Origin of the sequence: Lelliottia jeotgali, from assembly GCF_016771845.1 — a bacterium.
In the GTDB taxonomy this organism is placed as follows: domain Bacteria; phylum Pseudomonadota; class Gammaproteobacteria; order Enterobacterales; family Enterobacteriaceae; genus Enterobacter; species Enterobacter jeotgali.
The window spans coordinates 449,044-474,599 of sequence record NZ_JAENMQ010000002.1 but is presented as its reverse complement, the minus strand read 5'-3'; the positions used below and the strand labels follow the sequence as shown (position 1 = coordinate 474,599).

20 protein-coding genes and 3 tRNA genes are annotated in these 25,556 nt (G+C 55.3%); 18 read left to right on the top strand and 5 right to left on the bottom strand.

Going from position 1 to position 25,556, the window contains the following annotated elements; genetic code table 11:
• Positions 1-131: 131 nt before the first annotated feature.
• The 3 genes from mscM to rsgA form a co-directional block, all read right to left on the bottom strand.
• Positions 132-3,443 carry a miniconductance mechanosensitive channel MscM gene (mscM, locus tag JBO43_RS08645; protein ID WP_095280470.1) on the bottom strand — a complete coding sequence of 1,104 codons (3,312 nt, stop codon included), beginning with the start codon at positions 3,441-3,443 and terminating at the stop codon, positions 132-134.
• 17 nt (positions 3,444-3,460) lie between these two features.
• Positions 3,461-4,429, bottom strand: a complete 969-nt coding sequence (gene asd / locus JBO43_RS08640) for an archaetidylserine decarboxylase (protein ID WP_202674120.1) — start codon at positions 4,427-4,429, stop codon at positions 3,461-3,463.
• 97 nt (positions 4,430-4,526) lie between these two features.
• A complete protein-coding gene (gene rsgA / locus JBO43_RS08635) occupies positions 4,527-5,579 on the bottom strand; it encodes a small ribosomal subunit biogenesis GTPase RsgA (protein ID WP_095280472.1) in 1,053 nt (350 codons plus the stop codon).
• 107 nt (positions 5,580-5,686) lie between these two features.
• Here rsgA and orn point away from each other — a divergent pair, with 107 nt between their 5' ends.
• From orn to JBO43_RS08615, 4 genes are all read left to right on the top strand, one after another.
• A complete protein-coding gene (orn, locus tag JBO43_RS08630) occupies positions 5,687-6,232 on the top strand; it encodes an oligoribonuclease (protein ID WP_095280473.1) in 546 nt (181 codons plus the stop codon).
• 208 nt (positions 6,233-6,440) lie between these two features.
• Positions 6,441-6,516, top strand: a tRNA-Gly gene (locus JBO43_RS08625).
• 156 nt (positions 6,517-6,672) lie between these two features.
• Positions 6,673-6,748: transfer RNA gene (locus JBO43_RS08620), tRNA-Gly, on the top strand.
• A 46-nt stretch (positions 6,749-6,794) separates the two neighbouring features.
• Positions 6,795-6,870 (top strand) — tRNA-Gly (locus JBO43_RS08615).
• A gap of 270 nt (positions 6,871-7,140) precedes the next feature.
• Here the strand turns inward: JBO43_RS08615 and queG are convergent.
• Complete coding sequence (gene queG, locus JBO43_RS08610; protein WP_103949843.1) at positions 7,141-8,280, bottom strand: tRNA epoxyqueuosine(34) reductase QueG; 1,140 nt, start codon at positions 8,278-8,280, stop codon at positions 7,141-7,143.
• Between queG and nnr the strand changes: the two genes are divergently transcribed.
• The 14 genes from nnr (at position 8,279) to rlmB (ending at position 24,085) form a co-directional block, all read left to right on the top strand.
• A complete protein-coding gene (nnr, locus tag JBO43_RS08605) occupies positions 8,279-9,805 on the top strand; it encodes a bifunctional ADP-dependent NAD(P)H-hydrate dehydratase/NAD(P)H-hydrate epimerase (RefSeq protein ID WP_202674119.1) in 1,527 nt (508 codons plus the stop codon). The genes queG and nnr overlap by 2 nt on opposite strands.
• Positions 9,798-10,259 carry a tRNA (adenosine(37)-N6)-threonylcarbamoyltransferase complex ATPase subunit type 1 TsaE gene (gene tsaE, locus JBO43_RS08600; protein WP_095280476.1) on the top strand — a complete coding sequence of 154 codons (462 nt, stop codon included), beginning with the start codon at positions 9,798-9,800 and terminating at the stop codon, positions 10,257-10,259. The genes nnr and tsaE overlap by 8 nt, the downstream gene beginning before the upstream one ends.
• Before the next feature lie 16 nt (positions 10,260-10,275).
• Positions 10,276-11,619: an N-acetylmuramoyl-L-alanine amidase AmiB gene (gene amiB, locus JBO43_RS08595; RefSeq protein ID WP_095280477.1), complete on the top strand. Its 1,344-nt coding sequence runs from the start codon at positions 10,276-10,278 to the stop codon at positions 11,617-11,619.
• Positions 11,620-11,628: 9 nt separating this feature from the next.
• On the top strand, positions 11,629-13,470 hold the full coding sequence (gene mutL / locus JBO43_RS08590) for a DNA mismatch repair endonuclease MutL (protein WP_202674118.1): 1,842 nt from the start codon (positions 11,629-11,631) through the stop codon (positions 13,468-13,470).
• Positions 13,463-14,413: a tRNA (adenosine(37)-N6)-dimethylallyltransferase MiaA gene (gene miaA / locus JBO43_RS08585; protein WP_095280479.1), complete on the top strand. Its 951-nt coding sequence runs from the start codon at positions 13,463-13,465 to the stop codon at positions 14,411-14,413. The genes mutL and miaA overlap by 8 nt, the downstream gene beginning before the upstream one ends.
• Before the next feature lie 89 nt (positions 14,414-14,502).
• Positions 14,503-14,814, top strand: a complete 312-nt coding sequence (gene hfq / locus JBO43_RS08580; RefSeq protein WP_095280480.1) for an RNA chaperone Hfq — start codon at positions 14,503-14,505, stop codon at positions 14,812-14,814.
• A gap of 75 nt (positions 14,815-14,889) precedes the next feature.
• The gene (hflX, locus tag JBO43_RS08575) at positions 14,890-16,170 is read left to right on the top strand and encodes a ribosome rescue GTPase HflX (protein ID WP_095280481.1); all 1,281 of its coding nucleotides are present in this window, start codon (positions 14,890-14,892) and stop codon (positions 16,168-16,170) included.
• Positions 16,171-16,230: 60 nt separating this feature from the next.
• The gene (gene hflK / locus JBO43_RS08570) at positions 16,231-17,493 is read left to right on the top strand and encodes an FtsH protease activity modulator HflK (RefSeq protein ID WP_103947871.1); all 1,263 of its coding nucleotides are present in this window, start codon (positions 16,231-16,233) and stop codon (positions 17,491-17,493) included.
• Positions 17,494-17,495: 2 nt separating this feature from the next.
• Positions 17,496-18,500, top strand: a complete 1,005-nt coding sequence (gene hflC, locus JBO43_RS08565; RefSeq protein WP_095280483.1) for a protease modulator HflC — start codon at positions 17,496-17,498, stop codon at positions 18,498-18,500.
• Between the two features lie 71 nt (positions 18,501-18,571).
• A complete protein-coding gene (locus tag JBO43_RS08560; protein WP_095280484.1) occupies positions 18,572-18,769 on the top strand; it encodes a DUF2065 domain-containing protein in 198 nt (65 codons plus the stop codon).
• Between the two features lie 101 nt (positions 18,770-18,870).
• On the top strand, positions 18,871-20,169 hold the full coding sequence (locus JBO43_RS08555) for an adenylosuccinate synthase (RefSeq protein WP_095284157.1): 1,299 nt from the start codon (positions 18,871-18,873) through the stop codon (positions 20,167-20,169).
• A gap of 201 nt (positions 20,170-20,370) precedes the next feature.
• Entirely contained in the window at positions 20,371-20,796 is a 426-nt protein-coding gene (gene nsrR, locus JBO43_RS08550) for a nitric oxide-sensing transcriptional repressor NsrR (RefSeq protein ID WP_095280485.1), read from the top strand.
• A gap of 38 nt (positions 20,797-20,834) precedes the next feature.
• Complete coding sequence (gene rnr / locus JBO43_RS08545) at positions 20,835-23,282, top strand: ribonuclease R (RefSeq protein WP_103947872.1); 2,448 nt, start codon at positions 20,835-20,837, stop codon at positions 23,280-23,282.
• A 71-nt stretch (positions 23,283-23,353) separates the two neighbouring features.
• Positions 23,354-24,085 (top strand): 23S rRNA (guanosine(2251)-2'-O)-methyltransferase RlmB, encoded by a 732-nt coding sequence (rlmB, locus tag JBO43_RS08540; RefSeq protein ID WP_095280487.1) that lies wholly within the window; start codon positions 23,354-23,356, stop codon positions 24,083-24,085.
• 115 nt (positions 24,086-24,200) lie between these two features.
• On the opposite strand, the gene JBO43_RS08535 is transcribed toward rlmB, so the two are convergent.
• Positions 24,201-25,490: an MFS transporter gene (locus JBO43_RS08535; protein ID WP_103947873.1), complete on the bottom strand. Its 1,290-nt coding sequence runs from the start codon at positions 25,488-25,490 to the stop codon at positions 24,201-24,203.
• Positions 25,491-25,556: the final 66 nt, after the last annotated feature.

Sequence of the window (25,556 nt, the reverse complement as noted above, 5' to 3'; positions counted from 1 at the left end):
TCTCGCAAAGGGGACTGCTCGGATCTGCTTTCTCCCTCTCGCAAAGGGGACTGCTCGGAGCTGCTTTCTCCCTCTCCCTGTGGGAGAGGGCCGGGGTGAGGGCATCTGGCCGCACCAACCCACACCTTACCTTACAAACTCCCCGCCGGCCTTTTCCGCGCCGCAGACGTCAACGTTCTTCCCGTTTTGCGCCCATCCAGAGTTTCCAGACGCATCTGGAACGGAGGGAATGGCATATCAATACCGTGCTCCCTGAACCCGGCCAGAATCAGCTGGTGGATCTCATGACGCAGCGGCATACGATGCCCCATCTCGGCGGCGTAGATACGCAGCTCGAAAATCTGAATCCCCTGCTGCAAATCGACCAGGAACACTTCCGGTGCCGGGTTGTCGATCACCAGAGAACAGCGTTCAGCGGCGGTATACAGAATCTGCGTGACCTCTTCGCTGTTCGCATCCGACGGTGCCGGAACGGTCAGCACCACACGTGTCACAGAGTCCGACAGCGACCAGTTAATAAACTGCTCAGTGATGAACGCCTTGTTCGGGACAATGATCTCTTTGCGATCCCAGTCGCTGATGGTGGTGGCGCGGGTGTTGATCTTGGTGATACTCCCGGTCAGATCACGGATCGTCACGGTATCGCCAATGCGGATCGGTTTTTCGAACAGAATGATCAGGCCAGAGATGAAGTTGGCGAAGATCTCCTGCAAACCAAAGCCCAGACCGACACCGAGAGCCGCGACCAGCCATTGCAGCTTGGACCACTCGATCCCAATCATCGAGAAACCGACCAGTCCACCAAACAACAGGATCAGGTATTTGGTAATCGTGGTGATGGCGTATCCCGTGCCAGGCGTTAAATCCAGGTGCTGCAACAGCGCCAGTTCCAGCAGAGCAGGGAAATTACGCACCAGCTGCGTGGTAATAATCAGCACCAGAATCGCAATCAGCACCGCACCCAGGGTTATCGGCTCAAGGCTTTCGACACCCTGCACCGTCGAGGTGGCATCCCACAGGGAGATGTTTTCGAGGAAGCCAAACGCCGAATGAATTTCCGACCACAGCACGATCACTGACAGCAGCGCGATAAGCATCAAAATGGATCGCACCAGTCGCAGGGACTGGGTACTGATCGCATCCAGATCCAGCTCGACTTCATCCACTTCTGTCGTGCCTTCGGTGCTGCTGGTGCTGTGCGGATCGTCTTCTCCGCGCGCGCGCTGGGCAAGGATTTCGGCGCGACGATGCTTGGCGCGATCAAACGCCAGTCGACGGCGCTGAATTAGCATCCATCGGCGGATAATGTGATACACCACCAGCAGCAGGAACCAGATCGCGACCGAAGTTTCCAGGCGGGCCAGCAGGGCCATCGAGGTCGCCAGATAGCCGACCGCTGCCGCCAGAATCGCCGCCAGCGGCGCGCTGAGCAGCAGGTTCCACAGCATGCGGTTAACCATGTTTTCGCCGCTGCCGGTTTTATCGACATACAGCGGGATACCGGCGCGTTTCAGGCTCAGCGTGACCATCGCCAGCGCGCCGCAAATCAGCATAAAGCACAGCCGTCCGAGCGAGCCAGAAAACTCACGGTCATTAAGATTATCGAACATAATCAGTGCCATAATCAGCGGCACAATCAGTCCGATACTCATCAGGTAATAGCGCATCGCCCGCGTCACGCGCTGGCGCGGCCACGCGAAGTGGGCGATAAACAGCCCATTCGGACGCGAGAACGTGGCGCAGATCATTACCACCCACAACAGCGGCACCGTGGCGGTAACGCCATCGCCAATCGCCACGGCGAGCGGATAAGGCCAGGCTTCACGCAAACCATAGCCCAGTGTCATCCACAGCAGAGGCAGGGGAGAGGCCACTAGAATTGACCAGAACACGGTGCGCAGCGTTAGCCAGAAGTGGTCCTGTGTCACTTTGCCCACTCGAGCGCTGGAACGTTCCAGAAAACGGGTGAAGTGTCGGCGCGAGTAAATACTAAAACCAACCAGAATTAATGCGCCGAGCAGCGGGAAAATCGTCTCTTTGCTGGTCAGGATCATGACCCCGGCTTTCCCCACCTGACCAAAGGTATCCAGCGAGATCAGACGACGTAGATCCTGAACTAAATCCAGCGGCCAGGAGATGCCCATTGGTCGTACATCGGATGTCCAGAACAGGTAACGATGCGTGGCTTCGTTGACCTCTTTCAGCGCATCTTCAAGCTGGCTGTTGGACACTTTCAGCTTGGTCAATTCCAGAATCAACGTGTCGCCGCCCTGCAACAGGGAATTGAGCAACTCGCGCTGCGTACGCAGCTGGGCTTCGAGAATCCGATTTTCTTCGCTGGTTAACGGCTCACCGTCCGCCTGATGCTGCTGGCGGATTTGCGGCTGCTTGTTAAGCAGGTCTTCATAACGCAGGCGCTGGACGCGCAGCTGCGCCATTTCGGTATCTAGCTGCTGCGGTTTCGGCATTTCCGGCAGACGCGCGACCTGCGCACGTAACGCCTCACCCAGCAGATTCGACGACCCCAGCCACTGAGACTGCTCGCGCAGAGTATTCAGGGCCTGGCGCACCTGTAATGTCTGATTGGTGGCCTGACGCTGCTGAGAGGCCACCAGATCCATACGCTGGGCCTGCTGGTTAAGGGCGGCTGACAATTCACGGTTGACCTTGAACTGAGCCACAATCCCGGCCGGGAGATTTTCGCTGTTTTCTGCCAGCAGTTCGGTGCTTTCCAGCGCGCGTTCGGCTTCACGCTGACGTTGGCTGTTTAGCTGATTGCGCAGGGCTTGCAGATACGTATCGAGCTGCTGGCCCTGTTTTTGCGCCAGCTCAGAGCGCATGCGCGCCAGCTCCTGGCGGTTATTGGCAGACAGCTGGGCCAGTTCAAGCTCATCAACCTGGGCTTTGAGTTTGGCGGATTCGGCCTGCAGGCTGAGATTTTGCGGGCTGTTAGCGGGCTGCGTGCCTATGCGGCGCTCGACTTCGCTGAGCTGGCGGCGAGCATCGGTTTGCTGTTGTGGCAGTTGGCTGAGGGAATCAGCGATTTCGCGGGCGCGTTCTTGCTCCTGCTGGGCCTGACGGCTCTTTTCAAGCAACTGGCTGCTGACCTGTAAGATTTCCTGATTCAGGGCATCGGAGGTCATGCCCGACGGCACGTCGCGCGGTTCATCGCGCAGATTATTTAGCTGCGAACGGAGTGTTTGGGAGAGTTTGGGGAAGTTATCGATAACCTGTTGATATTGCTGCACGCGCTCAAGGGAACCTTTACGTTCCTCAAGCGCGTTCAGCGCAGCCTGGAGCTGCTCAACGGCTTCCGGCTGGGCGGGTTTTGCCGCTTTTGCCTGCTCCAGTTCTTGGGATATCTGTTTGGCATCAGGGGCTGTCGCTGCGTACGCCCCTGTACTGAGGCACCAGGCCATCAGAAAAATGATAATCGGGCGCACTTCAGTAACCCCTTTGGTTAGACCTGGTCTTTCTTATTGTCAACCAGCGGACTGGCGTCGTGTTCGGCTTCGATCTCTTCTTCTGCCAACGGAGCTGGCTCAGCTTCCGGTGTCACGAGGGTTTCAGTAGAAACCGCCAGCGGCTGACCGATTTTGGTCACCGACAGGCTGGAAAGCGTTTCGACCAGATTCACTTTGCCCGGTGCGAACAGGTTGATAACCGTTGAACCCAGCTTGAAGCGGCCCATTTCCTGACCTTTCAGCAGGGCAATTGAGCCTTCGCTTTCGCCAGCCGGCCAGGTCCAGCGTTTGATCACGCCTTCGCGCGGTGGGGTGATGGTCCCGGCCCACACGGTTTCGATGCTGCCTACAATGGTAGCACCGACCAGAATCTGCGCCATTGGGCCAAATTCAGTATCAAACAGGCAGATGACGCGCTCGTTACGGGCAAACAGGTTCGGAACGTTTTGCGCCGTCAGATGGTTCACCGAGAACAGATCGCCCGGCACGTAGATCATTTCACGCAGGATACCGTTGCACGGCATGTGGACGCGGTGATAGTCGCGCGGAGACAGGTAGGTGGTGACAAACGAACCGTTGCGGAACAGGTCCGCCATCAGATAGTTACCCGCCAGCAGGGCTTCCATGCTGTAGTCGTGGCCTTTGGCCTGCAGGATTTTGTCTTCTTCAATTTTGCCGAGCTGGCTGATCACGCCGTCAGCAGGCATCACCAGTACGGCTGGATCGGTATTCAGCGGACGAACGTCATCGCGCAACGGGCGGACGAAGAAATCGTTAAAGGTGCGATAGCTGGCGGTGTCCGGCTTCTGCGCCTCTTTCATGTCGACCTTGTAGTATTTAACGAACAGATCGATAACCAGCTTAGTCAGCCAGCCCGCTCGTTTGCTCGCGCCCCAGCCCGCCAGGCGGGTGAGCCATAGTTTTGGCAGAATGTATTGAAGCGAAAGTTTAAATGAGTTTAACAAGGTAGCCTCCAGGCCATTGTTTTGTCGTTCCTGATCCGGCCAAAGGGAGCCGGAACCTGAAAAAAGGGGACGATTTTAGCGACGCTTAGCTTAGTTGTCAGTTATCAGAATCAGAAAAGTTTTTACGCGTTTTTACCTGGTCCATGCTTTCGAGGATGTGGTGATAGTTATAAAAACGGGTTTCGGCAATTTTCCCGTTTTCAACCGCTTCACGAATGGCGCAGCCAGGGTCTTTGTCGTGTTTACAGTCGCGATATTTGCAAGCACCTAAATATTCATGGAATTCGACAAATCCATTGAAGATTTGTTCCGGCTCAAGGTGCCAAAGTCCAAATTCGCGCACCCCAGGGGAGTCAATCACATCACCGCCGTGCGGGAAGTGGTACAGGCGCGAGGCGGTGGTGGTGTGCTGTCCAAGCCCTGAGTTATCAGATACGTCATTGGTCAGGATCTCTTTCTGCAGGCCCAGCAGATTGTTTAACAGGCTGGATTTGCCCACGCCAGACTGGCCAGCGAAAATACTGATACGGTCAGTGAGCGCCTCTTCAAGCGGTTTCAGGCCATCTTTCTTATGGCTGGAAACCATCAGAACGCGATAGCCAATATCACGATAGATATCCATCTGCTCGTTCACGAACGCCATACCTTCGTCATCCAGCAGATCGATTTTGTTCAGAACGATCAGCGGCTCGACTTCCAGCGTTTCGCAGGCGACGAGATAGCGATCGATAATATTGAGCGAAAGCTCGGGTAAGATTGCCGACACAATCACGATCTGATTGATGTTGGCGGCGATCGGTTTGACGCCATCGTAGAAGTCGGGGCGTGTCAGAACGGACGTGCGCTCATGAACCGCTTCGACGATCCCTTTTACGTTGACACCTTCGGATGCCGCTTTGCCCGGACGCCATACCACACGGTCACCTGTCACCAGTGAACGGATGGTACGACGAATGTTGCAGCGGTGAACACCACCGTCGGCTGCTTCCACATCGGCGTGCATACCGAAACGGCTAATCACCATGCCTTCGGTCGTTTCGCCAAACAGGTTGTCGTCGTAATCGGGTTTCTCCGAAGTGGTCTTAAGACGGCGCTGATGGTTGGCACTCACACGGCGCTGTTGCCCTTTGGAGAGTTTATTTTTACTCAATCGTGCTGACTCCTGGTCGCCCGTATCGGGCAAAACCTCTATGATACACACTAATTAATACTAGTTAACCTGCTACAGCCGGTTATGCGAGAAGGGTGGAAAATAACATGAGCGCAGACGAAAACAACCTGATTTGGATCGATCTTGAAATGACCGGGCTAGATCCCGAGCGCGATCGCATCATTGAGATCGCCACGCTGGTGACCGATGCCAACCTGAACATTCTGGCGGAAGGTCCGACGATTGCCGTGCATCAGTCTGACGAACAGTTAGCGCTGATGGATGACTGGAACGTACGCACCCATACCGGCAGCGGGCTGGTGGAACGCGTGAAATCCAGCACTCAGGGCGACCGTGACGCCGAGCTGGCGACCATTGAGTTCCTGAAGCAGTGGGTTCCTGCGGGCAAATCGCCGATCTGCGGTAACAGCATCGGCCAGGACCGCCGTTTCCTGTTTAAGTACATGCCGGAGCTGGAAGCCTATTTCCACTACCGTTATCTGGACGTGAGCACCCTGAAAGAGCTGGCTCGTCGCTGGAAACCGGAAATTCTCGATGGCTTTAAGAAACAGGGCACCCATCAGGCGATGGATGATATCCGTGAGTCGGTGGCAGAACTGGCGTATTACCGCGAACACTTTATTCAGCTCTGATTTCAGATGGTTGCCGGGTGGCGGCTTCGCCTTACCCGGCTTACTCGGCCTGTTTTTGGTGTAAAAACACGCAAAGCGACGAATAATCCATCACTTGAACTGAATTTCGAAAAAATCGCTTTAAGGGGGGTTGCAGCTAAAAGGATTTCTCGTATAATGCGCCTCCCGTAACGACAGAGAATTACACGTTACGACAGCGCAAATTTTTGCGGGAATAGCTCAGTTGGTAGAGCACGACCTTGCCAAGGTCGGGGTCGCGAGTTCGAGTCTCGTTTCCCGCTCCAAAATTTGTTCTGTGGAAGTTATACGCACCACCCAATCGCAGGATTTCAAGTTGCAACAAGGCGGCAACTGAACGAATCCTTAGGAGCTTACTTAAGTAGGTGACTGAGGTGAGTGAAGGCAGCCAACGCAGTGGCGGCTTGAAAGACGAAGATTAAGCGGGAATAGCTCAGTTGGTAGAGCACGACCTTGCCAAGGTCGGGGTCGCGAGTTCGAGTCTCGTTTCCCGCTCCAAAATTTGAAAGTATCGCAAGATACGCACAGCATCATGATCACCCAAGCGGGAATAGCTCAGTTGGTAGAGCACGACCTTGCCAAGGTCGGGGTCGCGAGTTCGAGTCTCGTTTCCCGCTCCAAATTCTTCTTCATACCCAGTTTATCCACAGCGAAGTTCTTCGTTGGGGACATTTTCTTTTGCCTCTGACAAACTCTTGTAAACAGAGTTATCCACAGATCCGGCTATTATTCCTGAATCGCAAAAACCTTCGCACGGTGAACGGTATATCTGTAACCTATTGAAGTTGATATATAAAATTTGATTTCAAAATGTTATTGAGATCACTTGACCTCTCTGCAAAGCCTGATGGTTCCTGACTTCATGATTTTATTCACAGGCTGTGAATAGTTCAGGCATCGCGCGGAAGCCCTTTTTCGACCACCCGAACCAGACGCTGTTTCTTCGGCAACTGCACCTCAACGACACAGGCGTTTCGCTTCTCGATTTGCTGCGCAATCGCCCACTCTATGTGTTCGTCGAGAAGTGGGTGCTCACCTCGACGTGTTTCAAGCGCCTGAATATTCGCTTCGTCCCAGGGCGCATTTCCCAGCGCAACGGCGATATTTCTCAGCCAGCGCAGATGCCCAATGCGGCGAATCGCCGAACCTTCGGTAATTTTCAGGAAATAGTTTTCGTCCCAGGCAAACAATTCTGTCAGCTTCGGAGCGTGCAGCGCCTTACGCGGACTGAAATCGTCTTCCTCGGTGAGCTGTGAATAGCGATTCCACGGGCAGATCAGCTGACAGTCGTCACATCCGTAAATTCGATTGCCAATCAGCGGGCGGAACTCTTCCGGGATCGCCCCTTCGAGTTCAATCGTGAGATACGAGATGCAGCGGCGTGCATCTACGGTGTAAGGCTCGACAATCGCGCCCGTTGGGCAGATGGTCATGCAGGCCACGCAGCGCCCGCAGCCCTCTTCAACCGGACCGTCCACTGGCAGCGGCAAATCAATCAGTAATTCACCGAGAAAGAAGAATGAGCCTGCATCGCGGCTCAAGATAAGTGAGTGCTTACCTGTCCAGCCAAGCCCTGCTTTTTCAGCGATTGGGCGCTCAAGAATAGGCGCGGAATCGACAAAAGGTCTAAAATTCAGCGAACCACAGTGCTGCTGGATGGTTTCGCCGAGTTTTTTTAAGCGGTTACGCAGAAGTTTATGATAATCACGTCCAAGGGCATAACGGCTGACGTAACCCAGTGACGGGTCTTTCAGCGTGCGGGCAAACGCCGCGTTAGCGGGAAGGTAGTTCATGCGAACGCTAATGACGCGCAGGGTCCCCGGCAATAGTTCATGGGGCCGGGCGCGCATCATGCCGTGACGCGCCATCCACTCCATTTCGCCGTGGTATTGTTTGTCCAGCCAGGCCTGCAGTTTTGGCTCGCTCGCGGAAAGGTCAGTATCCGTGATACCGACTTTCTGAAAGCCAAGCTCAGCGCCCCACTGTTTAATGTTTTGCGCTAACTGATTGAGATCGAGGGGCTGTGACATGACGGACCATACGGTGAAGAAAATCCCCGCAAGTATACCACATTCCATTTGGCCTGCGGACGCCCTGCGTCGCGCAGAAAAAGAGGCCGCCGACAGTCTGGGTATCACCCTTTACGAGTTGATGCTCCGTGCGGGCGATGCGGCGTTTAGCGTCGCACGAGAAGCGTATCCACTCGCCACTCACTGGCTCATCCTGTGCGGGCACGGCAATAACGGCGGCGATGGTTATGTCGTCGCCCGGCTTGCCGCCGCAGCGGGGATGAATGTTACGCTCCTGGCCCTGGAGAGTGACAAGCCGTTGCCAGAAGAGGCGAACGAGGCCCGTGACGCCTGGTTGAACGCCGGGGGCGTGATCCACGCGGCGGATATCGTCTGGCCAGAGGATATCGATCTTATTGTGGATGGGCTGCTCGGCACCGGGCTGAAACAGGCTCCACGCGAGAACGTCGCCAATCTTATTGAACAGGCGAACGCGCATCCCGCGCCCGTTATCGCGCTGGATATTCCCTCGGGACTGGTCGCGCAAACGGGCGCGACGCCGGGGGCGGTGATCAATGCCGCTGCCACAGTGACTTTTATTGCCCTCAAACCTGGCCTGTTGACAGGCAAAGCACGTGATGTGGTCGGAAAACTTCATCATCATGCGCTCGGCCTGGATATCTGGCTTGCGGGTCAGGAAACAAATATCTCCCGTTTTGACGCCTCGCAGCTTGCGCAATGGCTGCCAGCGCGCCGTCCGACATCCCATAAAGGCGACCACGGAAAACTGGTCATTATCGGTGGCGATCACGGCACTGCGGGGGCAATACGCATGACCGGCGAAGCCGCTCTGCGGGCGGGCGCAGGTCTTGTGCGAGTACTCACTCGCGTCGAAAACATTCCACCGATAATCACCGCGCGCCCGGAGCTAATGATGCATGAACTCACGCCACAATCCCTAGAAGAGAGCCTGGTATGGGCGGACGTGGTGGCGATTGGCCCAGGATTGGGTCAACAGGAGTGGGGCAAAAAAGCGCTGCAAAAAGTCGAGAACTGCCGTAAACCGATGCTGTGGGATGCCGACGCGCTGAACCTTCTGGCAATCAATCCTGATAAACGTCACAATCGCATTCTGACGCCACACCCCGGCGAGGCCGCGCGGCTGCTTAACTGCAGCGTCGCAGAAATTGAAAGCGATCGCTTACTTTCTGCGCAGCGTCTGGTAAAACGTTACGGAGGTGTTGCGGTTCTGAAAGGGGCAGGCACCATTGTGGCTTGTGAATCTGGCGCGTTGGGCATTATCGACGCAGGCAATGCGGGGATGGCAAGTGGCGGAATGGGCGACGTGCTCTCCGGCATTATCAGCGCATTGCTCGGACAGAAACTTACCCCTTATGATGCAGCTATTGCAGGCTGCGTGGCGCACGGCGCGGCTGCCGACAGACTGGCAGCGCAGTATGGAACGCGCGGCATGCTGGCCACCGATCTTTTTGACGCGCTACGGCGTGTTGTTAACCCGGATGTGATTGACGTAGAAAATGACTAATCGAGTGATTGCTTTACCCGACGAGCAGGCAACTTTGGATCTTGGTAAAAACCTGGCGCTAGCCTGCGAGGGCGCGACCGTGATTTATTTATACGGTGATTTGGGTGCGGGTAAAACCACCTTCAGTCGCGGATTTTTGCAGGCGCTGGGGCATAAAGGGAACGTGAAAAGCCCGACCTATACCCTGGTGGAGCCTTACGAGCTCGAAAATGTGAGGGTGTATCACTTCGATCTCTACCGTCTTGCGGACCCAGAGGAGCTGGAATTTATGGGTATCCGCGATTATTTTGCCAACGACGCCATTTGCCTGGTGGAGTGGCCACAACAAGGTGCGGGTGTGTTGCCTGACCCGGATGTCGAAATTCACCTGGATTATCAGGCGCAAGGGCGTGAGGCACGCATCAGTGCAGTTTCCTCATCAGGCTGTTCCTTGCTGGCTCGTTTGGCCAGCTGAATGAAGGGATAACGGGATGATTAATCGCGTTAAAGGTTGGTTGTTGGCCGCAACGGTGCTGCTGTGCGCGCAGGCCGGAGCGGCGAGCTTATCGGACATTCAGGTGTCCAACGGTGATTCGCAGGCGCGCATCACCTTCAGTTTCATGGGCGATCCCGATTACGCCTTCTCACAGGTCGATAAACGTAGCGTTGCGCTGGATATCAAACAGACCGGGGTGATTCAGGGTCTGCCGCTGCAATTTAGCGGCAACAATCTGGTCAAAAGCATTCGTTCCGGGACGGCAACAGACGCGCAATCCCTGCGCCTGGTGGTTGATCTGACGCAGAATGGTAAAACCCGCGCGGTGAAGCAGCAAAACGGTGCGAATTACACTGTCGTCTTCACCATTAATGCCGATGTTCCTCCGCCACCACCTCCGCCGCCTGCGCCTGTCGTGGCACAACGCGTGGAGCAGCCGGTGGTTGCACCGCGGCCGTCTGAACCGGCGCGTAATCCGTTCAAGGCGCAAAACGATCGCATCACTAGCGTGACCAGCAGCAACACCGTCACGCGCCCAGCGGCACGTGCGCGAGCAGTGTCGTCCGACGAGAAAGTGATCATCGCCATTGACGCCGGTCACGGCGGGCAGGACCCTGGCGCGATTGGGCCAGGCGGCACGCAGGAGAAAAACGTTACTATTTCTATTGCGCGTAAACTGCGTGCTTTGCTGAACGACGATCCGATGTTTAAAGGCGTCATGACCCGTGACGGCGACTATTTCATCTCGGTGATGGGGCGTTCCGACGTGGCGCGTAAGCAAAATGCGAACTTCCTGGTATCGATTCATGCGGATGCCGCACCGAACCGCAGCGCAACTGGGGCCTCGGTCTGGGTTCTGTCGAACCGCCGCGCGAACAGCGAAATGGCGAACTGGCTCGAAGAGCATGAGAAGCAGTCTGAACTCCTTGGTGGAGCGGGGGATGTACTGGCGAACAGTCAGTCCGATCCGTATCTCAGCCAGGCGGTGCTGGATTTACAATTCGGTCATTCTCAGCGCGTCGGGTATGATGTGGCGACTAACGTGATTAGCCAGCTTCAGCGCGTCGGCGCGATCCACAAACGCCGCCCTGAGCACGCGAGTTTAGGTGTGCTGCGCTCCCCGGATATCCCGTCGATTCTGGTCGAAACCGGTTTTATCACCAATAACGGCGAAGAGCGCCTGCTTGGTAGCGACAGCTATCAGCAGCAAATTGCCGATGCGATTTATAACGGTCTGCGCAATTACTTTGCTGCGCATCCGCTGCAGTCAGCGCCGCAAGGGGGCGCGGGTCAAACCGCCAGCGCAGTCCTGCCAGGCGAGATGAGCGCGACCCACTAAGGAGAAGTCATGCCGATTCAGGTTCTGCCGCCGCAGCTTGCGAACCAAATCGCCGCCGGCGAGGTGGTGGAGCGTCCTGCATCGGTCGTGAAAGAACTGGTTGAGAACAGTCTGGATGCGGGGGCGACCCGCATCGATATTGATATCGAACGCGGTGGCGCAAAGCTTATCCGCATTCGCGATAACGGCTGTGGTATCAAAAAAGACGAGCTGGCGCTGGCGCTGGCGCGTCACGCCACCAGTAAAATTGCCTCACTCGACGATCTGGAAGCGATTATCAGCCTCGGTTTTCGCGGCGAAGCGCTGGCCAGTATCAGCTCCGTTTCCCGTCTGACGCTCACCTCCCGCACTGCCGAACAGCAGGAAGCCTGGCAGGCGTATGCGGAAGGGCGTGACATGGACGTGACTGTTAAACCTGCCGCCCATCCTGTGGGTACCACGCTGGAAGTGCTGGATTTGTTCTACAACACGCCGGCGCGGCGTAAGTTTATGCGCACCGAGAAAACCGAATTCAGCCATATCGACGAGATTATTCGCCGCATCGCATTGGCGCGTTTTGACGTCGCCATCAATCTGAGCCATAACGGCAAAGTGATGCGTCAGTATCGAGCGGTGGCTGAAGGCGGGCAGAAAGAGCGTCGGTTAGGCGCGATCTGCGGAACCGGGTTCCTGGAACAGGCGCTGGCGATAGAGTGGCAGCACGGTGATTTAGCGATGCGCGGTTGGGTGGCCGATCCGAAAGCCATGAACGCGGCACTGGCTGAAATTCAGTATTGCTACGTCAATGGCCGCATGATGCGCGATCGCCTGATCAACCATGCGATCCGCCAGGCTTGCGAAGATAAACTCGGCGCGGATCAGCAGCCTGCGTTTGTGCTGTATCTGGAAATCGATCCACATCAGGTGGACGTTAACGTCCATCCGGCTAAGCATGAAGTGCGCTTCCACCAGTCGCGTCTGGTGCATGATTTTATCTATCAGGGCGTGCTGAGCGTTTTGCAGCAACAGGCTGAGCCGACGCTGCCGCTGGCTGAAGAGGTTATCGCGCCGCGTCCGATTCCTGAAAACCGCATCGCAGCGGGGCGCAATCAGTTTACTGAGCCTGCTGTTGCTCGCGAGCCGGAAGCTCCGCGTTATTCTTCAGGCAGTAGCGCACCGCGACCGGTCGGGGCAAACTATCCCCATGCGCCGGGATATCAAAAACAGCAGGGTGCGCTGTACAGCAAATTGCTGGATACTCCAGCCGTCGAGCGTAAAGAGAACGTGGCGCAATCGGCCCCGGCGCTGGAAGGACACAGCCAAAGCTTTGGCCGGGTGTTAACGATTATTGCACCGGAAACGGCGTTGCTGGAACGCGACGGTAAATTGGCCTTGCTGGCGTTACCTGTTGCAGAGCGCTGGTTGAAGCAGGCACAGCTGACGCCAGGCGCAAACGCGGCCTGCGCACAGCCGCTGTTGATTCCCGTGCGGCTCAAAATTTCAGCGGACGAAACCACCCTTTTGAACCGTGCTAAAGCGCTGTTGGCGGAAATGGGCATTGAATTTGTCTTAGAGTCTCATCATGTGACGATTCGCGCGGTGCCTTTACCCTTACGCCAACAAAATTTACAAAACTTGATTCCTGAACTGATAGGCTACCTGGCGCAGCAAACGACGTTAGATGCGACCAATACCGCGCAGTGGCTTGCCCGCCATTTGGCGAGCGACCATCATCCGTGGAGCATGGCGCAAGCCATCACCGTATTGGCAGAAGTTGAACGTCTTTGTCCTCATTTGGTCAAAGCACCGCCGGGTGGTTTATTACAACGTGTTGATTTAGATTCGGCGATGAATGCCCTGAAAAATGAGTGATGTGAGTAAGGTGAGCCTGCCTAAGGCGATTTTTTTAATGGGCCCAACGGCCTCTGGCAAAACCGCGTTAGCCATTGAGTTACGTAAAGTTTTGCCAGTAGAGTTGATTAGCGTCGATTCCGCCCTTATTTATCAAGGGATGGATATCGGTACGGCGAAGCCAGACGCAGACGAATTGCGCGCGGCCCCGCATCGGTTGCTGGATATTCTCGACCCGGCCCAGGCGTACTCAGCCGCGGATTTTCGCCGCGATGCGCTGGCGCAAATGGCTGAGATAACCGCAGCAGGCCGGATACCGCTGCTTGTTGGCGGAACCATGCTCTATTTCAAGGCGTTGCTGGAAGGATTATCACCCTTGCCATCAGCGAGCCCTGAAGTGAGAGCCAGAATTGAGCAGCAGGCGGCAGAGCAAGGATGGGGCGCGTTGCACAAGCAACTGGAAGAAGTTGACCCGGTTGCCGCAGCACGGATTCATCCAAATGATCCGCAAAGGCTTTCCCGGGCACTGGAAGTTTTTTTCATTTCGGGTAAAACTTTAACGGAACTGACGCAAACGTCAGGAGAGGCTCTGCCGTATCAGGTGCATCAGTTCGCCATCGCCCCGGCGAGCCGTGAACTGCTCCATCAACGAATTGAGCAGCGTTTTCATCAGATGTTAGCTTCAGGATTTGAAGCAGAAGTACGAGCGCTATTTGCTCGCGGAGATTTGCATACGGACATGCCTTCCATTCGTTGTGTCGGATACCGCCAGATGTGGTCATACATTGAAGGCGAGATCTCATACGATGAAATGGTTTATCGAGGTGTTTGCGCCACGAGACAGTTAGCGAAACGCCAGATGACCTGGTTGCGCGGTTGGGACGGTATTCACTGGTTAGACAGTGAGAAGCCAGACCAGGCGTACAGCGAAGTTTTACAGGTTGTGGGTGCTATCGCAGACTGAATGTGTACAATTAAGTCGTACCGTGCGCAATTTTTCAGAATCGCAAGGTTCTAAGTACATAACAAGCATACATATAAGGAAAAGATAGAATGGCTAAGGGGCAATCTTTACAAGATCCGTTCTTGAACGCATTGCGTCGTGAACGTGTTCCAGTTTCTATTTATTTGGTGAATGGTATTAAGCTGCAAGGCCAGATTGAGTCTTTCGATCAGTTCGTGATTCTGTTGAAAAACACGGTCAGCCAGATGGTGTATAAGCACGCTATTTCTACTGTTGTTCCGTCCCGTCCAGTATCTCATCACAGCAACAACGCTGGCGGCGGCACCGGTAGTAATTTCCATCATGGCAGCAACGCACAGGGCTCTTCTGCACCTGCGCAGGACAGCGAAGAAACCGAGTAAGGTAACGGGCTGTTTTTCCACACGGGGAGCCAGGTTTTCTGCGTTCCCCGCTGATTTATTTTGAGGATAATACGCTTGTTTGACCGTTATGATGCTGGTGAGCACGCGGTACTGGTACACATCTATTTTACGCAAGACAAAGATATGGAAGACCTCCAGGAGTTTGAAGCTCTGGTCTCTTCCGCCGGTGTCGAAGCATTGCAGGTGATTACCGGTAGTCGTAAAGCACCGCACCCAAAGTTTTTTGTTGGTGAAGGTAAAGCAATCGAAATTGCGGAAGCCGTAAAAGCAACTGGCGCGTCAGTCGTGCTCTTTGACCATGCGCTATCTCCGGCTCAAGAGCGTAACCTGGAAGCTCTGTGCGAATGTCGTGTTATCGATCGTACAGGACTGATATTAGATATTTTTGCTCAGCGTGCACGTACCCACGAGGGGAAATTGCAGGTTGAGCTGGCGCAATTGCGTCATCTTGCCACACGCCTTGTGCGTGGCTGGACCCACCTTGAAAGGCAAAAAGGCGGGATTGGTTTGCGCGGTCCGGGTGAAACCCAGCTCGAAACCGACCGTCGACTGCTGCGTGGCCGTATTACCCAGATCCTCTCACGTCTGGCAAGAGTTGAAAAACAGCGTGAGCAAGGACGTCGTTCGCGAACCAAAGCTGACATCCCAACGGTGTCGCTGGTGGGGTATACCAACGCCGGTAAATCCACCCTGTTTAACCAGATTACTGAGGCCAAGGTTTATGCCGCAGACCAGTTGTTTGCGACCCTTGATCCTACGCTGCGTCGCATTGATGTCGCAGATGTCGGTGAAACAGTGCTGGCGGATACCGTAGGGTTTATTCGTCATTTGCCGCACGACCTGGTGGCTGCGTTTAAAGCAACCTTGCAGGAGACGCGTCAGGCGACGCTGCTGCTGCACATTATCGATGCTGCGGATGTACGCGTGCAGGAGAACATCGACGCGGTCAATACCGTGCTTGAAGAGATCGAAGCGCATGAAATCCCTACGCTTCTGGTGATGAATAAAATCGATATGCTGGAAGATTTTGAACCACGTATCGACCGAGATGAAGAGAACAAACCGATTCGGGTCTGGCTTTCTGCCCAGACCGGGGCCGGTGTGCCACTGCTTTTCCAGGCTTTGACAGAACGTCTTTCTGGTGAGGTGGCTCAGCATACGCTGCGTCTGCCGCCACAGGAAGGCAGGCTGCGCAGCCGGTTTTATCAGCTTCAGGCGATAGAAAAAGAGTGGATGGAGGAGGACGGCAGCGTGGGGATGCAGGTGCGTATGCCGATCGTTGACTGGCGTCGCCTCTGTAAACAAGAACCTGCGCTGGTGGACTACGTCGTCTAACCAGGTAAAGGTGCACGAGCCTGAAAATTCGCCCTTGCATAACAAATATGGAGCATATACATGGCGTGGAATCAGCCCGGTAATAACGGACAAGACCGCGACCCGTGGGGAAGCAGCAATAATCAAGGCGGCAACTCTGGGGGAAATGGCAACAAAGGTGGTCGCGAGCAGGGTCCTCCTGATCTGGACGATATCTTTCGCAAACTGAGCAAAAAGCTGGGTGGTTTTGGCGGAGGTAAAGGTTCTGGCTCGGGTGGGAATTCCACTCCAGGGCCGCGCCCGCACATGGGTGGTCGCGTAGTGAGCATTGTTGCCGCTGCCGTGGTCATCATTTGGGCTGCCAGCGGGTTCTACACCATTAAAGAAGCCGAGCGCGGTGTGGTCACTCGTTTCGGTAAGTTTAGCCATCTGGTTGAGCCAGGTCTGAACTGGAAGCCAACCTTCGTCGACAACGTGACGGCCGTTAACGTCGAATCGGTACGTGAACTGGCAGCGTCCGGTGTGATGCTGACTTCTGACGAGAACGTAGTGCGCGTTGAGATGAACGTCCAGTACCGCGTGACCGATCCGGAACACTATTTGTTTAGCGTCACCAGCGCCGATGACAGTCTTCGTCAGGCAACCGACAGCGCCCTGCGTGGTGTGATCGGTAAATACACCATGGACCGTATTCTGACTGAAGGTCGTACCGTTATCCGTAGCGATACCCAGCGCGAGCTGGAAGAGACCATTCGTCCATACAACATGGGTATTACTTTGCTGGACGTCAACTTCCAGGCCGCTCGTCCGCCAGAAGAAGTGAAAGCCGCATTTGATGATGCGATTGCCGCGCGTGAAAACGAACAGCAATACATCCGTGAAGCCGAAGCCTACACCAACGAAGTTCAGCCACGTGCTAACGGCCAGGCGCAGCGTATTCTCGAAGAGGCGCGTGCGTATAAGACACAGACCATCCTGGAAGCACAGGGTGAAGTTGCTCGCTTTGCGAAGCTCCTGCCGGAATATAAAGCCGCACCGGAAATCACCCGTGAGCGTCTGTATATCGAGACTATGGAGAAAGTGCTGAGCCACACCCGTAAAGTGCTGGTGAACGACAGCAAAGGCGGCAATCTGATGGTGCTGCCACTGGACCAGATGCTGAAAGGCGGTAATGCGCCTGCGGCAAAACAGGATACCAGCGGAGCAAACAATCTGCTGCGTCTACCACCGGCATCCAGCAGCAATTCCAGCGCCAATACCACGTCTTCTTCAAACGATGGTGACATCATGGACCAACGCCGTGCCAACGCACAGCGTAACGACAGCCAGCGTCAGGGGGAATAACGATGCGTAAGTCAGTTATTGCGATTATCATCATCGCGCTGGTCGTACTTTATACCTCCATCTTTGTGGTGAAAGAGGGCGAGCGCGGGATCACCATGCGCTTCGGTAAAGTTCTGCGTGACGATGAAAACAAACCACTGGTCTTCGAGCCGGGCCTGCACTTTAAGCTCCCGATGATTGAATCAGTGAAAATGCTCGACGCCCGTATCCAGACTATGGATAACCAGGCCGATCGTTTCGTTACCAAAGAGAAAAAAGACCTGATCGTTGATTCCTACATCAAATGGCGTATCAGTGACTTCAGCCGTTACTATCTGGCGACCGGCGGCGGTGATGTCTCCCAGGCAGAAGTGCTGCTGAAACGTAAGTTCTCTGACCGTCTGCGTTCTGAAATTGGTCGTCTGGATGTGAAAGACATCGTGACCGATTCCCGCGGTCGTCTGACTCTTGAAGTGCGTGATGCGCTGAACTCCGGTACAGCGGGCACGGAAGATGAAGTCGCCACGCCAGCAGCGGACGATGCAATCGCTAAAGCGGCTGAACGCGTTCAGGCTGAAACCAACGGCAAAGTGCCGGTGATGAACCCGAACAGTATGGCTGCGTTAGGTATCGAAGTGGTCGATGTGCGTATCAAGCAGATCAACCTGCCTGCCGAAGTGTCTGAAGCGATTTATAGCCGTATGCGCGCTGAGCGTGAAGCGGTTGCTCGTCGCCACCGTTCACAAGGTCAGGAAGAGGCTGAAAAGCTGCGCGCGACAGCAGATTACGAAGTGACAAAAACGCTGGCAGAATCTGAACGTCAAGGCCGCATTATGCGCGGTGAAGGCGATGCAGAAGCGGCGAAACTGTTTGCCGATGCCTTCAGCCAGGACCCGGATTTCTACGCCTTTATTCGTAGCCTGCGTGCGTACGAAAACAGCTTCCAGAGCAATCAGGATGTGATGGTGCTCAGCCCTGACAGCGATTTCTTCCGTTATATGAAGACGCCAGGCAACGCCACGCGATAAACTCATTCTCGTTTGAGTTATCAAACCACCGCTCTCAACGGAGCGGTGGTTTTCTTTTATAGGGAGCTAAAATGAATTCCACTATCTTGCTAGCATTAGCCTTGGTTTTGGTGCTCGAAGGGTTGGGGCCAATGCTTTATCCACGCGCCTGGCGTCGAATGATCGCCACCATGACCCAACTGCCGGATAATATTTTACGTCGTTTTGGCGGGGGTCTAGTGGTTGCTGGAGTGGTGATCTACTACATGTTGAGGAAAACGATTGGCTGATCAAAAAGTGGTCGGATTTGCCTTATATTGAGGCCAAAAAGTGCTGTAACTCTGAAAAAGCGGTGGTAGAATCCATTTTTAAGCAATCGGTGATTTTTAAAATGGGTAACAACGTTGTCGTACTGGGCACCCAATGGGGTGACGAAGGTAAAGGGAAGATCGTCGATCTTCTGACTGAACGTGCTAAATATGTTGTACGCTATCAGGGTGGTCATAACGCTGGCCATACTCTCGTAATCAACGGTGAAAAGACCGTCCTCCATCTTATTCCATCAGGTATTCTTCGTGATAATGTGACCAGCATCATCGGTAACGGTGTTGTGCTGTCTCCTGCTGCGCTGATGAAAGAGATGAAAGGCCTGGAAGACCGTGGTATCCCGGTTCGTGAGCGTCTGCTGCTCTCCGAAGCCTGCCCGCTGATCCTCGACTATCACGTCGCACTGGACGTAGCGCGCGAAAAAGCACGCGGTGCAAAAGCTATCGGCACCACCGGCCGTGGCATCGGCCCTGCTTACGAAGATAAAGTTGCTCGTCGCGGTCTGCGCGTTGGCGACTTGTTCGACAAAGCCACCTTCGCTGAAAAACTGAAAGAAGTGATGGAATATCACAACTTCCAGCTGGTGAATTTCTACAAAGCTGACGCCGTTGACTACCAGAAAGTGCTGGATGATGTCATGGCGGTAGCGGATATCCTGACCGGTATGGTTGTGGATGTGTCCGACCTGCTGGACCAGGCGCGCAAACGTGGCGATTTCGTCATGTTCGAAGGCGCACAGGGTACGCTGCTGGATATCGACCACGGTACCTATCCGTACGTGACTTCCTCTAACACCACCGCGGGTGGCGTGGCAACGGGCTCCGGCCTGGGTCCACGTTATGTGGATTACGTTCTGGGTATCATCAAAGCTTACTCCACTCGCGTGGGTGCAGGTCCATTCCCTACCGAACTGTTTGATGACATCGGTGAGTTCCTGTGCAAACAAGGTAACGAGTTTGGCGCGACCACTGGTCGTCGTCGTCGTACCGGTTGGCTGGATGCTGTTGCTGTGCGTCGTGCAGTGCAGATTAACTCCCTGTCTGGCTTCTGCCTGACCAAGCTGGACGTGCTGGACGGCCTGAAAGAAGTGAAAATCTGCGTCGGTTACCGTATGCCAGATGGCCGCGAAGTGACCACCACTCCGCTGGCAGCTGACGACTGGGAAGGTATCGAGCCGATTTACGAATCCATGCCTGGCTGGTCCGAAACCACCTTTGGTGTGAAAGAGCGTAGCGGTCTGCCGAAAGCCGCGCTGGACTACATCAAGCGTATCGAAGAACTGACCGAAGTGCCGATCGACATTATCTCTACCGGCCCTGACCGTACTGAAACCATGATCCTGCGCGACCCGTTCGACGCATAATTCAGGTTTTGCCCGGCGGCGCTACGCTTGCCGGGCCTACAAAACACTTCTTAAGCCGGATAAGCAACGTGTATCCGGCTTTTTAGTTCCTCTTTCCCCCTTTCAGTCAAATAAATTAGCCGCTAAGTATCTGGCTGGTTTATCATCAATAGTGAATATCTCTGCGGTTTGACCGCGTTTTTCCCTTTTCCTGAGGTTGATGTGCAGTTAACGAGTTTCACCGATTACGGTTTGCGTGCGCTGATTTACATGGCGTCGTTGCCACAAGGACAGATGACCAGTATCTCTGAGGTGACAGAGGTCTACGGCGTGTCCCGTAATCATATGGTCAAAATAATCAATCAACTTAGCCGTGCGGGATACGTGACTGCCGTCCGCGGGAAAAACGGGGGGATTCGTCTCGGTAAACCAGCGCAGAGTATTCGTGTTGGGGATGTGGTACGTGAACTGGAGCCGCTGACTCTGGTGAATTGCAGCAGCGAGTTCTGCCACATCACTCCCGCTTGCCGCCTGAAACAGGCGCTTTCTAAGGCTGTGCAAAGTTTTCTCAAGGAACTGGATAACTACACGCTGGCCGATTTGGTTGAAGAGAATCAACCGCTGTATAAATTATTGCTGGTGGAATGAAGAAAATTTCCACCGGAGCTGACAACGGAGGAACCGACATGTCACATGATCCTTTCCAGGAACGCGAAGCAGAAAAGTACGCGAATCCTATCCCAAGCCGCGAGTTCATCATCGAACACTTAACTAAACGCGAAAAGCCCGCTAATCGTGAAGAACTTGCCGTTGAATTAAACATTGAAGGCGAAGAGCAAATTGAAGCCCTTCGCCGCCGCCTGCGCGCTATGGAGCGCGACGGCCAGCTGGTCTTTACCCGCCGCCAGTGCTATGCCCTGCCGGAACGTCTCGACCTGCTGAAAGGCATCGTTATCGGTCATCGCGATGGCTACGGCTTCCTGCGCGTCGAAGGACGCAAGGATGACCTGTACCTGTCATCCGAACAGATGAAAATGTGCATCCACGGCGATCAGATCCTGGCGCAGCCGTTAGGGGCTGACCGCAAGGGCCGCCGTGAGGCACGCGTGGTTCGCGTACTGGTGCCGAAAACCAGCCAGATTGTCGGGCGTTACTTCACCGACGCGGGCGTTGGCTTTGTGGTGCCGGACGACAGCCGTCTTAGCTTCGACATCCTGATCCCGCCGGAAGAAGTGATGGGCGCGCGCATGGGCTTCGTGGTGGTGGTTGAACTCACCCAGCGTCCAACGCGTCGCACCAAAGCGATTGGTAAGATCGTGGAAGTGCTGGGCGATAACATGGGTACCAGCATGGCCGTGGATATGGCGTTGCGTACGCATGAAATTCCACACGTCTGGCCAACCGCTGTTGAAGAGCAGGTCAAAGACCTGAAAGAACAGGTGCCGGAAGAGGCCAAAGTGGGCCGCGTGGATCTGCGCGATCTGCCGCTGGTCACTATCGATGGCGAAGATGCCCGCGACTTTGATGACGCCGTCTTCTGCGAGAAAAAACGCGGCGGCGGCTGGCGTTTGTGGGTGGCGATTGCGGACGTGAGCTATTACGTGCGCACTAACACCCCGCTGGACAGTGAAGCCCGCAGCCGTGGTACGTCGGTGTACTTCCCGTCGCAGGTGGTCCCAATGCTGCCAGAAGTGCTCTCCAACGGCCTCTGCTCCCTGAACCCACAGGTCGATCGCCTGTGTATGGTCTGCGAAATGACCATCTCCACCAAAGGGCGTTTAACCGGCTACAAATTCTATGAAGCGGTGATGAGCTCGCATGCGCGCCTGACGTACACCAAAGTCTGGCACATGCTGCAGGGCGATCAGGAACTGCGCGAGCAGTACGCGCCGCTGGTGAAACACATTGAAGAGCTGCATAGCCTCTACAAAGTGCTGGATCAGGCGCGCGAAGAGCGCGGCGGGATCTCCTTTGAGAGCGAAGAAGCGAAGTTTATCTTCAACGCCGAGCGCCGCATCGAACGTATCGAGCAGACGCAGCGTAACGATGCGCACAAACTGATTGAAGAGTGCATGATCCTGGCGAACATTTCGGCGGCGCGTTTCGTTGAGAAAGCCAAAGAGCCTGCGCTGTTCCGTATTCATGATAAACCAACCACCGAAGCGATCACCGCATTCCGTTCTGTGCTGGCGGAGCTGGGTCTGGAACTGCCGGGCGGCAGCAAACCAGAACCGCGCGACTACGCCGAGCTGCTGGAATCGATTGGCGATCGCCCTGACGCAGAAATGCTGCAAACCATGCTTCTGCGCTCGATGAAACAGGCGATTTACGACCCAGAAAACCGTGGTCACTTCGGCCTGGCGCTACAGTCTTACGCGCACTTTACCTCTCCGATCCGTCGTTACCCGGATCTGTCACTGCACCGCGCCATTAAGTATCTGTTGGCACAAGAGCAGGGGCACAAAGGAAATACCACCGAAACCGGCGGCTACCATTATTCTATGGAAGAGATGCTCCAGCTCGGTCAGCACTGTTCGATGGCGGAGCGTCGTGCAGACGAAGCGACGCGTGACGTGGCTGACTGGCTGAAGTGTGATTTCATGCTGGATCAGGTGGGCAACGTCTTTAAAGGCGTCATTGCCAGCGTCACCGGCTTTGGTTTCTTCGTGCGTCTCGACGAGCTGTTCATCGACGGTCTGGTTCACGTCTCGTCTCTGGACAACGATTACTATCGCTACGACCAGGTCGGACAGCGTCTGACGGGTGAATCCGGTGGCCAGACTTACCGTCTGGGCGATCGTGTGGAAGTCAAAGTTGAAGCCGTCAACATGGACGAGCGTAAGATTGATTTCAGCCTGATCTCCAGCGAACGTGCGCCGCGTAACGTCGGTAAAACCGAACGTGAAAAGGCCAGAAAAGGGCCGAACGGTAAAACCAGCGGCAAACGTCGCCAGGCAGGTAAGAAGGTGAACTTCGAGCCAGATGCCGCTTTCCGTGGTGATAAAGGCAAACCAGCGCCGAAACCACCGAAAGCCAAGAAAGAGAAAGGCGCGAAAAAACCGTCGGCTAAGACTCAGAAAATAGCGGCCGCGACTAAAGCGAAGCGTGCGGCGAAGAAAAAAGTGGCGGAGTGATTTCCCCTCACCCTGACCCTCTCCCCATTGGGGAGAGGGGAAAAAGCAAAAGCAATTAACGAGAACCATCAATGAGTGAAATGATTTACGGCATCCATGCGGTGCAGGCCCTGCTGGAGCGCGCACCGGAGCGTTTTCAGGAAGTTTATATTCTGAAAGGGCGTGAGGATAAACGTCTGCTGCCGCTGATCCATGCTCTGGAAGCCCAGGGCGTGGTGATTCAGCTGGCGAGCCGCCAGTTCCTCGACGAGAAAAGCGAGGGTGCCGTTCACCAGGGGATTATCGCCCGTGCGAAGCCGGGTCGTCAGTATCAGGAAAACGATCTGCCGGATCTGATTGCCCAACTGGATAACCCGTTCTTCCTGATCCTCGACGGCGTGACCGATCCACACAACCTCGGCGCATGCCTGCGTAGCGCAGATGCGGCAGGTGTTCATGCGGTGATTGTGCCGCGTGACCGTTCTGCACAGCTGAACGCCACGGCGAAGAAAGTGGCCTGCGGCGCGGCGGAAAACGTACCGCTGATCCGCGTGACCAACCTGGCGCGCACCATGCGTCAGCTACAGGAAGAGAACATCTGGATCGTCGGCACCGCTGGCGAAGCCGATCACACCCTGTACCAGAGCAAAATGACCGGCCGTATGGCGCTGGTGATGGGTGCAGAAGGCGAAGGGATGCGTCGCCTGACGCGTGAGCATTGCGACGAGCTGATCAGCATTCCGATGGCGGGCAGCGTTTCGTCTCTGAACGTGTCTGTGGCAACGGGCATCTGCCTGTTCGAAGCGGTGCGTCAGCGCGGGTAATAAACAGCAAGGCCTTCCGCAGGAAGGCCTTTAGTGTTTTCTCCCTCTCCCGTGGGAGAGGGCCGGGGTGAGGGCATCAGACGGTGAAGGACTGAAGCGCCACCGGGCGCAAAGGCTACTCCTCCAGCGACCGAAGATGGTCGTCTTTCTTGAGCGTCATCAGCGCGACAATACTCACCACCGCCGTCGCCATTACGTAATACGCCGGAATATCCAGATTCCCGGTCTGCTTAATCAACCCCGTAATAATCAAACCCGCGCAGCCTGAGAAGATCGCGTTCGACAGCGAATAGGCCAGCCCAAGGCCGGTGTAACGAACACGCGTCGGGAACATCTCCGACAGCATCGCCGGGCCAGGACCCGCCAGCATTCCCACCAGACCGCCCGCAATCAACACTACAATCGCTTTGACCGCCAGCGTGCTGGATTCCGCCTGCAAAATCTTCAGTAAAGGCAGGGCGAGGATCAGCAGCAGCGCAGTCGCAATCACCATTACCGTACGCCGCCCGATGCGGTCGCTCAGTATCCCCGACGGGATAATCGTCAGCGCAAAGCCAATATTTGAAATCACCGCAATCAGCAGCGCCTGGTTAAAACCGGTGTGCAGTGCGGATTGTAAATAGGTCGGCATAATCACCAGATAGGTATACCCGGCGGCAGACCACACCATTACGCGGGCAATCCCCATCACAATCGCCTTGAGGGTGGCAGCGGTTTGCGCCTGGGCGACGACTGGCTTTTCCTTTTGCTGCACAAAGCTCGGCGTCTCTTCCATGCTCACCCGCAACCACAGGGCGACCACACCCATCGGTAGGGCGAGGAAGAACGGGATGCGCCAGCCCCAGTCATGTAGCGCTTCTGGCGTTAGCACGGCGGAGAGCAAAGCGACAATCCCTGCGCCTGCCAGCAGGCCGAGCGCAACGGTAAAGGATTGCCACGCGCCGTACAGACCGCGTTTCCCGCGTGGGGCAAACTCGGTCATCAGCGACACCGCACCGCCATATTCCCCCCCGGCAAACAAGCCCTGCAGAATGCGCAGCCCGGTGATGATCAGCGGTGCCGCAATGCCGATACTGGCGTAGACCGGCACGATACCAATGGCAGCAGTGGCGAGCGTCATCAGCACCAGCACAATAATCAGCGTTGGCTTGCGACCGATTCGGTCGCCAATGCGTCCGAAGACAACCGCGCCAAGCGGACGGAAGAAAAAAGCCACGGCAAATGAGGCGTAGGTGAGGATCAGGCTGGTCATCCCGGCTTCGCCTTCAAGCTGGAAAAAGTTCTTCGCAATGACGGTCGCCATAAACCCGTACACCGCGAATTCATACCATTCGATGAAGTTACCAATCGAGCCTGCAATTAAAGCGCGCTTGTGCGCGTCCGGCGCACGTTGGGAAGAGTGCATAATGATTCTCTCATGGGATGTGAGAATAAATTATTCAACAGAATGGTCCGTGTGAAATAGTTTATT